Annotated in this window: 10 protein-coding genes; 4 read left to right on the forward strand and 6 right to left on the reverse strand. The window is 66.8% G+C overall.

Annotated elements, in window-relative coordinates; all coding sequences use genetic code 11:
• Positions 1-235: 235 nt before the first annotated feature.
• Genes G6N10_RS15030 through G6N10_RS15040 form a run of 3 tightly spaced genes read right to left on the reverse strand, consistent with a single transcriptional unit; the run spans position 236 to position 3072 of the window.
• The gene (locus G6N10_RS15030; protein WP_085097440.1) at positions 236-1246 is read right to left on the reverse strand and encodes a hypothetical protein; all 1011 of its coding nucleotides are present in this window, start codon (positions 1244-1246) and stop codon (positions 236-238) included.
• A complete protein-coding gene (locus G6N10_RS15035; protein WP_179962842.1) occupies positions 1236-2855 on the reverse strand; it encodes an N-6 DNA methylase in 1620 nt (539 codons plus the stop codon). The genes G6N10_RS15030 and G6N10_RS15035 overlap by 11 nt, the downstream gene beginning before the upstream one ends.
• A gap of 52 nt (positions 2856-2907) precedes the next feature.
• Entirely contained in the window at positions 2908-3072 is a 165-nt protein-coding gene (locus G6N10_RS15040; RefSeq protein WP_163742501.1) for a hypothetical protein, read from the reverse strand.
• Between the two features lie 151 nt (positions 3073-3223).
• Here G6N10_RS15040 and G6N10_RS15045 point away from each other — a divergent pair, with 151 nt between their 5' ends.
• Positions 3224-5023, forward strand: coding sequence for a molybdopterin-dependent oxidoreductase (locus G6N10_RS15045; protein WP_085097443.1), 1800 nt, complete (start codon positions 3224-3226; stop codon positions 5021-5023).
• Between the two features lie 452 nt (positions 5024-5475).
• Here the strand turns inward: G6N10_RS15045 and G6N10_RS15050 are convergent, their stop codons facing one another.
• Positions 5476-8562: an MMPL/RND family transporter gene (locus G6N10_RS15050; RefSeq protein WP_052544279.1), complete on the reverse strand. Its 3087-nt coding sequence runs from the start codon at positions 8560-8562 to the stop codon at positions 5476-5478.
• Between the two features lie 373 nt (positions 8563-8935).
• On the opposite strand from G6N10_RS15050, the gene G6N10_RS15055 reads away from it, so the two are divergent.
• Positions 8936-9577 (forward strand): TetR/AcrR family transcriptional regulator, encoded by a 642-nt coding sequence (locus G6N10_RS15055; RefSeq protein WP_085981140.1) that lies wholly within the window; start codon positions 8936-8938, stop codon positions 9575-9577.
• Between the two features lie 91 nt (positions 9578-9668).
• On the opposite strand, the gene G6N10_RS15060 is transcribed toward G6N10_RS15055, so the two are convergent.
• Positions 9669-10337, reverse strand: a complete 669-nt coding sequence (locus G6N10_RS15060) for a TetR/AcrR family transcriptional regulator (RefSeq protein ID WP_456152506.1) — start codon at positions 10335-10337, stop codon at positions 9669-9671.
• 75 nt (positions 10338-10412) lie between these two features.
• Here G6N10_RS15060 and G6N10_RS15065 point away from each other — a divergent pair, with 75 nt between their 5' ends.
• Together G6N10_RS15065 and G6N10_RS15070 are read left to right on the forward strand one after the other, a co-directional pair.
• Complete coding sequence (locus G6N10_RS15065) at positions 10413-11282, forward strand: metal-dependent hydrolase (protein WP_011895469.1); 870 nt, start codon at positions 10413-10415, stop codon at positions 11280-11282.
• Positions 11283-11461: 179 nt separating this feature from the next.
• Positions 11462-12010: a hypothetical protein gene (locus G6N10_RS15070; protein ID WP_052537336.1), complete on the forward strand. Its 549-nt coding sequence runs from the start codon at positions 11462-11464 to the stop codon at positions 12008-12010.
• A gap of 31 nt (positions 12011-12041) precedes the next feature.
• On the opposite strand, the gene G6N10_RS15075 is transcribed toward G6N10_RS15070, so the two are convergent.
• Complete coding sequence (locus tag G6N10_RS15075) at positions 12042-12617, reverse strand: carboxymuconolactone decarboxylase family protein (RefSeq protein WP_041800308.1); 576 nt, start codon at positions 12615-12617, stop codon at positions 12042-12044.
• Between the last annotated feature and the right edge of the window lie 8 nt (positions 12618-12625).

A 12625-nucleotide genomic window follows, 5' to 3' on the forward strand; every position in this document is an offset into this window, starting at 1 on the left:
CGCTCACCCTGGTACGCCGTCACCGGTGTGTCGTGTACGCAATTGCGCGCTGGGCGCGGGGTGGTTCGGCCAGCGCGCACTTCTGTACGCCGTCACCGGTGTGTCGTGTACGCAATTGCGCGCTGGGCACAGAAGGGGGCCCCACAAGGGGGGCGGGCGCAGAAGGGGGCCCACAAGGGGGGGCGGGCGCAGAAGACAGGGGCCGCAGGGGGCCGCAATACGGGTGCGGGAGGGGTCAGTGCGCGGCGCGCCTGGCCCGGGCGGCCTCGTGCTGCAGCACGCTGGAGTTGTCCAGCATGATCTCCAGCATCCGCCGGAAGAACCGGGCCGGGTCCAGTTCGGCGGGCACCAGGTCGTGGCGCAGCGTCACCACCGGCAGCGCGGCCAGCTCGGCGTCGACGTCGACGGCGTGCGCGGCGTGCACGTCCTCGATCTCCGGCAGGTCGAACAGCCCGCCCGAGCCCCAGCCGTCGGGCTCGGCGTCGGGAGCCTGGGGGACCTCGGGAACAGCGGTGGCCTCCGGCGCGTCGTCGTCCCACTCCGGGACGATCAGCGCGCAGGCATCGTAGGCGTCGTCCTCGCGGCCGAGCTTGACCAGCAGGTCGGTGATCCAGTCGAACTGCCGGCGTTCCTCGGTGTAGGCCGTCGAGCGCAGCGCGTAGACGAAGCCGAGCGCGGCCAGCGGGTGCCGCAGCGCCAGGTTCTTGGCGTCGCCGTAGGACTCCTCCACACGGTTGGCGGCGTTCTTGCCGAACGACGAGTCCATCCGCTTGGTCGAGATCAGCAGCTCGGGGCCGGTCTGCCAGCTCGACACGATCACGTCGACCTGCTTGAGGTAGTTCTTCCCGGCGATGCTCGCCGACGCCGTGCCGACCCCGCCGCTGCCGTCGCGCAGCCGGGCCAGCAGCTCGTCGCGGCCCATCCCCTTGGGGATGGCGCGGATGAACGCCAGCACGTCGCGGTCCACCACCCGGGGCGGTTCGGCGCGCGGCCACACCGCATCGGGGTCCAGGCCGGCGCGGCGCAGCTCGTGGGCCACCCAGACGTCGACGGCCAGCGCGGGCACCCCGGAGCGGGATTCGGCGCCGAGCCGGAGCGGGACCGCCAGCAGCCGGGCCAGCGTCGGGTAGTCGGGGGCGAAGCCGCCGTCGGGCTGCCACGGGTTGACCTCCCGCAACGTCGCGCGGGCCACGATGGCGTCGAACAGCGGCCAGGCCGCCGCCTTGGCGCTCGGTCTAGCCGCCACGGGACCGCCCGCGTGCCACCCGGCGGGCGGTCAGGTCGGCGTGGTCGGCGCGGATGGCCGCCAGCTGCCCCGCCGGCACCGCCGCCAGCAGCACCTCGTCGACGACGGCGACGGCCTCCAGTAGCCGGCCGGCCCGCAGCCGCGCGGCGACCCCGGGGCGCACCCGACGCAGCCCGGCGGCGTGCGCGCGCACCAACTCCGGGCCCGGAACCGGCAGGTGATCGGCCTCCCGCGGCTCGATCTTGAGCAGCCCGCCGCCGTAGGCCCGGCCGGCGGTCTCGGCGCCCAGCAGGGTGACCGAGTTCAGCGCGGCCAGCGGCAGCAGGTCTATCCCGTCGGCGCGCAGCTCGTCGCGCAAATACACCCCGTGCACCGAGTTGAGGTGATGGGCCCGCGCCCGGTTGCTGGTCAGCCGGGGGGTGTCGGCGTTCATGTAGGTCAGGAACAGGTCGGCCGGGCGCAGGTAGGGCACCCGCCACCACGGGCTGCGGACCCGGCACTTGTAGGCCCGGTGCACGTCGAGGTTCTCCCCGGCCCGGATGTACGACCGCGCCGCCGCCGACGGCTCCCCGGCGGGCCGGAACAGGTAGCCGGCCGCGCCGCCGTCGCCGAGCTCGCGCCACGTTCCCGCGGTCAGCGACAGTCCGCGCAGGTGCCGGGAGCCCGGCGGGGACAGCGCGACGACGTCGTCGTCGGCCAGCCCGAGCGCGTCGACGCGGTCCGGGGACAGCGCGAAGAACCGGTTGTTGCCGGTGACCATGCCCAGGGTGGTCTCGCCCCAGTGCTGCAGCGGCGCGAACCCGGCGCCCACCGCGTCGTCGAACGCCGCCTGCCCGGCCGCCGACATCAGCCCGCCCGACCACTTCGCGCCGCCGGCCGGCGGGGTCCAGCGCCGCGCGTCGCTGAGCCCGGTCAGGCCGTCGGCGTCGCGCACCTGCCACAGGTCCATGTGTCCGGCGCCGGGGCCGGCGGGGGTGTAGCCGTCGGCCAGCAGCAGCACGACCTCCTCCAACACGCCGGGGAACACCCGCTCCTGGAACAGCACCAGGCCGACCGCGGCGAAGTTGTCCATCAGAAACTGCCGCACCCCGGCGGCGTAGTTGACGCTGAGCAGCTCGGCTGGCAGCACCAGCGCCAACCGCCCGCCCGGCCGCAGCTGCCCGGCGGCGTGCACGGTGAACGCCGCCCACGACGACGCCAGCCGGGGCAGCGCCACCCCGGCGCGCAGCGCGGCCTCGCGGGACCGCGCCCGAGCCTCCCCGGTGAAGTCCTGGTAGCGGATATACGGCGGGTTGCCGACGACCGCGTCGTAGTCGCCGAATTCGTTGTGGCAGAAGAAGTCCCGGGCGACCACGGTGGCCGTTATGCCGGCGTCGCGCAGGCCGCGCTGGGCCCGTCGGGCCGAGGCCGGATGGATCTCCACCCCGGTCAGCCGGCCGGTGTGCCCGGGCCGGGCCTGGTGCAGGAACACCGCCTCCCCGCAGGACGGCTCCAGCACGTCGTCGCCGGGGCGGCGCACCGCCCAGTCAAACAGGAAGCGGGCCACCGGTTCCGGGGTGAAGAACGCGCCGCGGGCCTTGCGGCGGGCGTCGTCATCTCCGGTGGGCATGGCCAATATGGTGCCCGACGGGTGTGACAACCCCGCGTCGCCCCGCCGCCGGTTACTCCCGCGGACCGCGGCGGCGCTCCCAGCCGATCCAGACGATGCAGTAGAGCACCAGCCCGATGTTGATGACGATCCACAGCAGGTTGGATTGCAGCACCGCGGCGGTGAGCATGACCAGCACGGCGATCAGCGTGAACCCGGGAATCGCGTAGCGCAGCACGCCCCGGATCATACGAGACCGCGCTCGGTGGTCGTTCATCCCGAAATCTGCGCGCCCTCTCAGATCCAGCAAATGATCGGCGCGCAGCATCGTGGTTGATCGGCCGGTACCAGCCGGCCAGTCCCCCGGGGGTAGTGCGAAAGCTGACGAGATGTTTCTGGATGAACGGCCCGTCACGGTCGGCGACGGCGCGGGGGCCCCGCCGCGACGGCCGGATCGCCGGCCGCCGGAGGCCCGGGGCCGGATTGATCTGGGCAGCTTCGGCGGCGGCATCGCGCAGGTGCCGGCCCGGCTGCCGGCGCTGCGGCTGCGGCGGCGCTGGTTCGGCGCGCTGTGGCTGGTCGTGGCCGCGGTGATCGGGCTGCTGGTGCTGGTGCTGGTCGCCCGGCAGCTGCGCGACTACGCCTGGATGCAGGACTTCATCCGCCGCTATCCCGGCACCTCGACCAGCTACGCGCCCGCGGTGACGACCGGCTTCCCGGCCTGGCTGCGCTGGCAGCACTTCTTCAACGGGGTGCTGCTGATGTTCATCGTCCGCTCCGGGCTGCAGATCCTGGCCGACCATCCCCGGCTGTATCTGAACGCCGGCTGCCGCCCGGGCACCGAATGGCTGCGGCTGCGCGGGCCGGTGCCCGCGGACCGGATGGACAAGACCGACCCGGCGCGGGTGTGGACGTCCAAGGACGACGCCGTCGCGCTGCCGGGCTGGCTGGGCGTCCCGGGATTCCGGCATTCCATCGGCCTGGCCCGATGGTGGCATTTCACCTTCGACCTGCTGTGGCTGCTCAACGGCGCGGTGTTCTACGTGCTGCTGTTCGCCACCGGCCAGTGGCAGCGCATCGTCCCGCAGTCCTGGACCGTGCTGCCGAACGCGGCCTCGACGCTGGTGCAGTACGCGTCGCTGCAATTCCCGGTCAACGCCGGGTTCACCAACTACAACGGGCTGCAATTGCTGGGCTACTTCAGCACGGTGTTCATCGCGGCCCCGCTGGCGCTGATCACCGGGCTGCTGCAGGCCCCGGCCGTCGCCGCCCGGTTCGGCACCGCCCGCGGGCCGTTGAACCGGCAGGTGGCGCGCAGCGTGCACTTCGGGGTGCTGGTGTGGATGGTGGCCTTCGTCGCCGGCCACGTGACGATGGTGCTGTGCACCGGGGTGGTCGGCAACCTCAACCACATCGTGCTGGGCACCGACACCCAGGAGTACCGGGCGGTGATGCTGGCGGTGGCCGGGATCTGCACGGTGGCGCTGCTGTGGCTGCTGGCCACCCCGCTGACCGTGCGCTACCCGCGGCTGGTGCAGCGCACCGGCCGCGCCGTCGTCGGCCCGATCAAGGAGTGGATGGAGCGGATCCACCCGCGGGCGACCTACCGGGAGCGCGACATCACGCCCTACCACTGGTCCAACGGCCGGCTGCCGGACAGCCCGCACTACCGCAGGCTGCGGGCCGGCGGCTGGGCCGACTACCGGCTGACGGTCGGCGGCCTGGTCGCCCACCCGGTGCAGCTGTCCTACCGGGAACTGCTGGCACTGCCCAAGCACGAGCAGGTCACCGGCCACTACTGCATCCAGGGCTGGTCGGGCATCGCCAAGTGGGGCGGGGTGGCGATGGCCGACGTGCTGGACATCGTGCGGCCGTTGCCGACGGCGCGCTGGGTGGTGTTCACCTCGTTCGCCGACGGCGCCGAACCCGACACCGGCCGCTACTACGCCTGCCACCGCATCGCGCACATGCGCGAGCCGACCACGCTGCTGGCCTACGAGATGAACGGCGCCCCGCTCAGCGAGGTGCACGGCGCGCCGCTGCGGCTGCGCAACGAGCTGGAGCTCGGTTTCAAGATGGTGAAGTGGATCGAGTCGATCGAGTTCGTGGCGTCCATCGACGACGTCGGCTGGGGCCACGGCGGCTACAACGAGGACCACGAGTACTTCGGGTACCGGATGCCGATCTGACCGGGCGCCGGCGCGGGGATCCCGGGATGTGGGCCCAGAAACGAAAGAACCCGCCCTGTCCTGTTTGACCAGTTCAGAGCGGGTTCTTCACTGTCGGGGTGGCGGGATTCGAACCCACGACCTCTTCGTCCCGAACCACGCCACCTGGGGTTTTGATGACGTTGGGTACGTTGGCCCGCGTAAGTTTTCCCAGCTCAGCTGCATTGGGTGGGTTGGCGCGCGCAGGAGTCGCGAAAATCTACTGCGGACTGCCTGCGGACTGAGACACCTTGGTGGTCAAGGCCGCCTTTGATTTACCGAGAGCGGGAACCTTGAAATCAGGATGTCAGTTTGGACGCTTACTCGACGGGCTTGCAACACCAGATCACGACGGATCCGCAACCAAAGATCACGTCTGCGAATGGACCTCGCGTTCCTCGCATTCCTCGCTTCCACTAGTAGTGCGTTGCTCCTTATTTCTGCGTGGCGGTGTCAGCTACTGGGGTCCGCGTTGCTTTGGAAGGCCACCAGCTGGCTTCGCGTAGAAGTGTGGCGATGGCGGGCACGGTGAGGGTGCGCACGAGGAAGGTATCGAGCAGCAATCCGAAGCCGATGATGAGGCCGGCTTGGATCATGATGGCGACTGAGCCGACCATGAGGCCGAACATGCTGGCGGCGAATATCAGACCAGCTGAGGTGATGACGGCTCCGGTGTTTGCCACGGTGCGCAGGACGCCGACGCGGATGTTGGTCCCGGATTCTTCGCGGAGCCGTGAGACGAGCAGCATGTTGTAGTCGGCGCCGACGGCGACGAGGATGATGAATGCCAGTAATGGTACGGGCCAAGCGATTTCGTAGCCCAGTCCCCATTGGAATACCACAACGCCGATGCCGAGCGAGGCGAGGTAGTTGAGCACGACGGTGCCTAAGAGGTAGAGCGGCGCCAGGAGTGCGCGCAGCAGTAGGACCAGGATGACGCCGACGATGATTATGGTGGCGACGGCCAGTTGTGCGAAGTCGGCCCATAGGAATCGTTGGATATCGGAGTTGACGGCGGGGAAGCCGGCGACGGATACGGTGGCGTCGGCGAGCGACGTGTTGGGTCGTGCGGTGTTGGCGGTGTCGGTGATGCGGCTGGCGAGCTCCATGGCTTCGACGCTGTAAGGGTCGTGGCTGCTTTCGATCATGAACCGCGCGGTCTTGCCGTCCGGTGAGAGGAATTGCTTGGCAACATCGGTGAATTGCCGGTTCTCGAATGCATTAGCGGGCAAGTAGAAACCGCTCGAGGAGTCGGAGTCCGCCGCTGCGCGTGAGGAATTCTGTAGTTGGGTGGCGATCTGGCTCATACCGGACAGCATTTCGATGTTGCTGTCGGCGAGGGTGCGGACACCGGTCGCGAGTGCTTGAGCGCCGGAGGCCAGCTGTCCGATTCCCTCCTGTAGTCGGCGGAGGTTGGTGGCCAGGTCGTCGGGATCACCCAGGGCTCCGAATGCCTTGTCCAGCGAGGCGACTGCGTTCTGGACGTTGGCGAGGGTGCCACCAACGGTGGCATTGGTCGCGGGATCGTAGCGGTCCCCGAGGTCGGCGATCTGGTCGAAGAATCCGCTGTCGCGCAGGCTGACCAAAATCTTCACCTGGTCACGAATTTGGGCGCACTGCGGGGTGGCGGCACACCACGGTGAGGTGTTGAGCGCGCCCACGAGTGGATCGAGCTGGGTGATCGCGTTCTGCGCCTGGTTGGCCAGCGGTCGCAGTCCTGGGCCGGATTGGATGGCTTGGTCGACGGCGGGGGCGGTGGCGGAAAGTTGTTGCAGCAGCGGGCGGAACTGGTTGACCTGAGTTCCCGCGGATTGAGCTTGGGTGAGGATTCCGGCCAGTGGCGCGAGGGCGGTGCGCACCGTGCCATCGAGTTGGGCGAGGCCGTCGGCGAGCTGGTCGGCGCCGCCTGTGAGTTTGGCGAGGTCGTCTTTGCGTGAGTTGCCCTCGGCGACCGCGCCGGCCATTTTGTCGCCGATCTGGCCGTTCTGCCAGGCCAGTTCTGCTTGGTCGAGGCGCTCCCCGGTGGGGCGGGTGACTCCGGACACCCTGGTGACGCCGGGGATCTGGGAGACGCGAGAGGCCATCTCGTCGAGATCGGCCAGCCCCCTCCCGGTCCGCATGTCGGTCGGGTTCTCTACGACGAGGAACTCGCTGATGACGACGTCCTTGCGGAAGTGGCGGTCCAGAAGTTGGTAGCCCTGGTTGCTGGCCGTGGTGTCTGGTTGTCCCTTGCGGTCGTCGTAGCTGATTTTGATGGTCGCAGCGGCTGCCGATAGGGCGAGCAGGATGGCCAGGCTGACGATCAGCAGTGGCACCGGACGGCGGACCACGGCGACGGCGACGCTGTTCCAGTAGCGGCGGGTGCGATCGGATTTGGGTTCACCGATGCCGCGTTTGGCGGCTAGCGACAGCACGGGTGGCAGCAGGGTGACGGTCGCCAGAAATCCGAACAGCACGGCGATGGCGCACGCGGGGCCCAGGGCGGCGAAGACGCTGAGCCGCGCGAAGACCATGGCCAAGAACGCGAGTGCCACGGTGGCGGCGGACGCCAGGATGACGCGCCCGATGCTGGCGGTGGCGTGGATGATCGCCTGATCGGCGGGTACTTGGGCGCGGCGCTGCTCGTGGTACCGGCTGATCAGAAAAACTGTGTAATCAGTTCCGGCGCCGAGCAGGATCGCCGTCATGAATGCGACGGTGAACTGGGAGACCGGCATGCCCATCTCGCCGAGGGCGGATAGCACGCCGCGCCCAACCGCCAGGCTCAACCCGATTACCAGCAGTGGCAACAGCGCGGTGAACACTGACCGGTAGACGATCAGCAAGATCAGGGCGATCACGCCGGCGGTAGCGATCGAGATCAACAGCAGGTCGTGCTCGGCGGAGGCGATCATGTCGCTGAAGGTCGCCGGTGGTCCCGTCACTTGGACGGTCGTGGTCGATCCGGTGAACACCTCCGCGGCGATGTCGCGCACCGCGTTCAAGGATTCGGCTGCCGTGGGGTCTCCGAGGGTGCCGGTGACACCGACGGGCAGATACCAGGCTTTGCGGTCGGCGCTGACTGCCTGAGCTTCGGTAATCGGATCGGCCAGCAGGTCCTGCACCAGCAGGACGTGGTCGCCCTCGGCCTGCAACCGGCGCACGAGTTCGCCGTAGCGCTGCCGTGCAGTTGGAGTCAAGCCAGTGGGGTCTTCCATGGCGACGAACACCATGGTTTTCGAGCCTTCTTCGCCGAACGCGGCGCTCATGCGGTCAACCGTCTGCAAGGACGGGGCGTCGCGAGGAATGAGGTCCACCGACTGTTGGCGCACCACGGTTTCCAGCTGTGGGAACAGCAGCGCGAGAACCACCGCGGCGCCTAGCCATACCCCGATGACGAGCGCTTTGTGTCGGAGGGTGAACCGGGCCAGGGTCGCCAACCGTTCGCTGTACTCGCGAGTGTCGGCCGGATCGGTGGATCCGTTGGCGCGCCGACCAGGCCGCTTGGCCTGGCTTGGGGCATCTGCACTGCCGTCGGTCACTTGGCCTCCACTGGTAGCGATACTGCCGGTATCGGTACGCTACCGCACGTAGTGCAAGTGGTGACGGCGACCGGTGGGGGCCTCGCTCAAGAGCGTCATGAGTCGACTCCCTACGGGATTGCGGCGGGCCAGTCGGCCGCGAATACCTGCACGGCGTGCAGGGCGCCTCCTACCGCCACCGTCGCCAGTGCCGCACGATCACTGCTGGGGGCGGGAATGACGACAGCCGCTGCCACGTCTCTGAGAACTCGAAGTTTGAGCGTTCTGATCGTCAATCGCTGCCCTCCGCGGAGTCCTATGGTGGCACGCGCCCCCATTGGGGGCGGATGCTACCAAAGTGTTGCGACCTACTGTGGTTTGCCAAGATGGACATGTGCGGACGCGGTCGAAGAGATGGGGCGGGCGTACCGGTGCTGAACGCCGGGCGGAGCGCCGTCAGCGCCTCATTGATGCCGCGACGGAAATCTGGAGTGAAAGCGGTTGGGCAGCAGTCACGATGAGAGGAGTGTGCGCCAAAACCGGCCTGAACGACCGTTACTTCTACGAAGACTTCAAGACCCGCGACGAGTTACTTGTCGCTGCATGGGACGGCGTGCGCAACGAGATGCTCGGTGAGGTTTCTGCGACGCTCGCAGAACGCATCGGGCAGCCGCCGATGGAGACCATCCGCGTGACCATCGCCGCGGTGGTCGACCGGATTGCAGAGGATCCGGGCAGGGCGAAGATTCTACTGGCTCAACACGTGGGCAGTTCCCCGCTTCAGGATCGGCGCGCTGTCGCACTGCAGGAGGCGACACACCTGGTGATCGCAGCCAGTGAGCCACACCTGAGGCCGGAAGCCGATGAAACCGCCCTTCGGATGGACACACTGGTGGCCGTTGGTGGCTTCGTCGAATTGATCACCGCATGGCATGCAGGTTTGCTTGACGTCATCCAGGGGGAGATCGTGGAGCACACGAGTCGGCTTGCCGAGACGCTCGCCGAACGTTATTTGGTCGACGACGCTGGCCTCTAATGTTGTACAGCGGCGTTCATGTGTTCAGTCCGGAATGAAGCAAGCGGAGGCACCTCGACATTCGCGAAGCGCGGCCGGGAGGCGCCAGAAGCTAACTCTGAGGTTTGGCTTTGGTCGTGGCCGACTCGACTGCGTTCTGCAGCAGCACATAGCTGCCGAGGCTGCCCAGGAAACCTGCGCAGTGCTGAACGAGTTCATCGGTGGTGAACTCGAGTTCTCCGTCGAGCCAGCGGCGCAAGACTTCGAATAACCCACCCACACCCAATGTCGAGGCCAAATGGGCAACGCCCACTGCGGAGTCGGCGATGTCAAGGTGAAGTCTGGCCTCACGCAATACGAGGTCGGTGAAACCGGTCATCATGTCGCTGCGTAACTCCCGAAGCAGCGGCTCCGTTGCAGATTCCACGAACAAGATCCGACCCAGTCGAGGATCATTGTTGATCATGCTGACCAGCCCGCGGATCGGCGCGTACGCGAGCACCTCGCGTGGGGCGCCGGCATCGGGGATCGCGTCAACTATCACCTCCTGGAAGGTTGCGTAGAGCTGCTGGTAGACAGCTCGCAAGAGGGCGTCTCTGTCAGGGAAATGCTGATAGAAGTAGCGTGACGTCACGCCGGACTCAGCGCATACGGCAGTCACCGTGGCGGCGGCAACGCCGTGCGTGCCGATCAACTCCATCGCGGCCTCGATGAGACGCGTGCGCCTGTTCCGGTGACGCTCCTCGGCGGACATCCCGCTGTACACCCGCACCGATCGCACAACGCATAGCTTGCCATCTAATTCTGACTAGGCGTAAAGTCAGATCATCAGTGCCCATGACAACAGGAGAACAACATGAGCGACGATTCGTCCACACGGCCCACCACGCGGGTCGTCCCGAAGCCCCGCCGTGTCCGATTCGACATGCCTGCTGAGACCAGTCGGCAGCACTTCGTCGATGGCGACTTGGTGATGAGCCACTTTGTGTCCACCTTGTCGGCCACGTTCCCCGAAGGCGAAGACTTCTTCATCCGGTCAGTCCGCGAGTACCGGGACCACATCAGCGACGCTGACCTGAAGGAGGCGGTCAAGGGATTCATCGCTCAAGAGGCCACCCACCGGCACCAGCATCGGCTGCTCAACGATCGCCTTCAAGCGATGGGCTATCCCACCGAGGGGATCGATCGGCATATCAAGAAGTTGGTTGGCCGACTCGAGAAGCGTTTTTCTCCCAAGATGCGCCTGGCTGTGACGGCAGCCCTCGAGCACTACACGGCGACATTCGCCGAGATCATTCTCACCAGCGACGAAGCTCAAGAACTGATCGGCTACACCGAGGTGCGGCCGATTCTGCTTTGGCACGCACTGGAGGAATGCGAGCACAAGGCCGTCGCTTTCGATGTCTACGAGACGGTCGGTGGAAGCGAACGCACCAGGGTCTGGGGAATGCGGATCGCCAGTCTCCTATTGTTCACCGAGTTGGTCATCCAGACCACCCGCTCTCTGGCCGGCGATCGTGCCGCCTACAACCCGGTGCGGTTGCTGCGCAGCCTTCGAGCCTTCCGTCATAACCCGCTGTTCAGCCGAGCAGCGATTGAGCGCTTCCGTTCCTACACCCACGCCGGGTTCCATCCCGACGACTGGGATAGCGCAGAAATCCTCGAACGTTGGACCAAGGAACTCTTCGACGCCGATGGCGGCCAACAGCTACGGAGTAACGTGTAGGTCGACAAGTACTTTTGTGGTGAAAGCCGCCATATGGAACGACCTCTTCACGAAGAAGTGCGTTGCGCCGTGGCCGCATCGCGCGTTCAGGCATTCCGCTGATGCGGGCGGAAGGGCCATTACCGCCGTCCCGTCAGCGTCCGAAGACGTCCCGGCAAATCTGCACACAAGTTGGCGCCGTGTCAGCGAGCGCGCATGTCTTCTACGAATTGCTGTCCGGAGTTGCGATGCCGTTCGCGTCGGTGATTGGTCCGGTGCCGGCAGCGACGGGTTGGGGCATGAGCACCGCAGTAGTACTTCGCATGGCGGAACGTGCCGATAAGCGTCACGAGGCTGTCCTCGGTGTTGTGAACGGCCTGTTCCTGACGACCGTGTTGGCTCACTTCATACACTGGCCGAAGCGCTGGAGATTTGGTGTGCCAAGCCTGTCCGAGTGCGAAGGACTATGCGGCCCAATCCTGGTGCCTTACAACGGTATTCTTTACATTTCGGGGCTCAGTGCTGTAGCCGGATTGCTGGAGAATGGTCGCCGAGGTGCGGTCCGTGGTGCGATCGTCCCGCTGCTGGGTGTTCCAGTTCTCCTTCGACTGCAGCGGATGGAATTCCGTCGGCTCAGTCTTCAGGCCCGGCGCAATCCTCGGTGGTGGAATCGCCGTCTGCAGATGCAACCGCCCGACCGTTCGACATCGTCAGATCCCGACCAACAGGTGCTAGGGGCAGAGTCATAGCACGGAGTCGACATGGCGAGCCGATCACCCTTCAGTCAACGGAGGGTCGAACTCCGTCAGGGGGCCATCCTTCGAGGCCGTCTTCTAGCGGCACGTGCAAGGACCGCAGCAGCGCTGAGAACAATCTCCAATTCCCGATCGCGGCGACGAGTTCGACGAGGACGGCCGGGTCCCCGTGCAACGCGCGCTGACACTCAGCCCAGGTTTCATCCGAGATGGTGCCGTCACGCAACGTCTCGTCTGTCGCCGCCAGTACCGCCCGCTCGGCTTCGCCGAAGTGGCCGGCGTTCTGCCAGTCGCGCACCCCGAGCAGGTCGCGTTCGGGCACATCGAGCAAGCGGGCAACCCTCCAGTGTTGCGTCCACTCATAGACCGAATCAGTGACCCAGCCGATTCGCATGATGATCAGCTCCCGTAGCCGCGCATCCAGCGCGCCTTTCCACAGCAACGCCTCCAGCATTCCATGCAATGCGACGGCTACAGGGGGCTGATGAAGCGCGATCCTGAAAACAGACAGTTCAGCCATGGCGTCCGGAATCCCGCATTGAGCGGCGCGCTCGCGGGCATCTGTCAGGGCAAGCATGTCAACCCGGCTTTGGCTGCTCACGGTGGATC

The organism is Mycolicibacterium fallax (assembly GCF_010726955.1).
Classification (GTDB): domain Bacteria; phylum Actinomycetota; class Actinomycetes; order Mycobacteriales; family Mycobacteriaceae; genus Mycobacterium; species Mycobacterium fallax.

What these genes read in the sequence shown, in the direction of transcription:
- G6N10_RS15045 (WP_085097443.1), top strand. Translation starts at nt 3,224, where the DNA reads ATGTTTCTGGATGAACGGCCCGTCACGGTCGGCGACGGCGCGGGGGCC.
- G6N10_RS15065 (WP_011895469.1), top strand. Translation starts at nt 10,413, where the DNA reads ATGAGCGACGATTCGTCCACACGGCCCACCACGCGGGTCGTCCCGAAG.
- G6N10_RS15035 (WP_179962842.1), bottom strand. Translation starts at nt 2,855, where the DNA reads ATGCCCACCGGAGATGACGACGCCCGCCGCAAGGCCCGCGGCGCGTTC.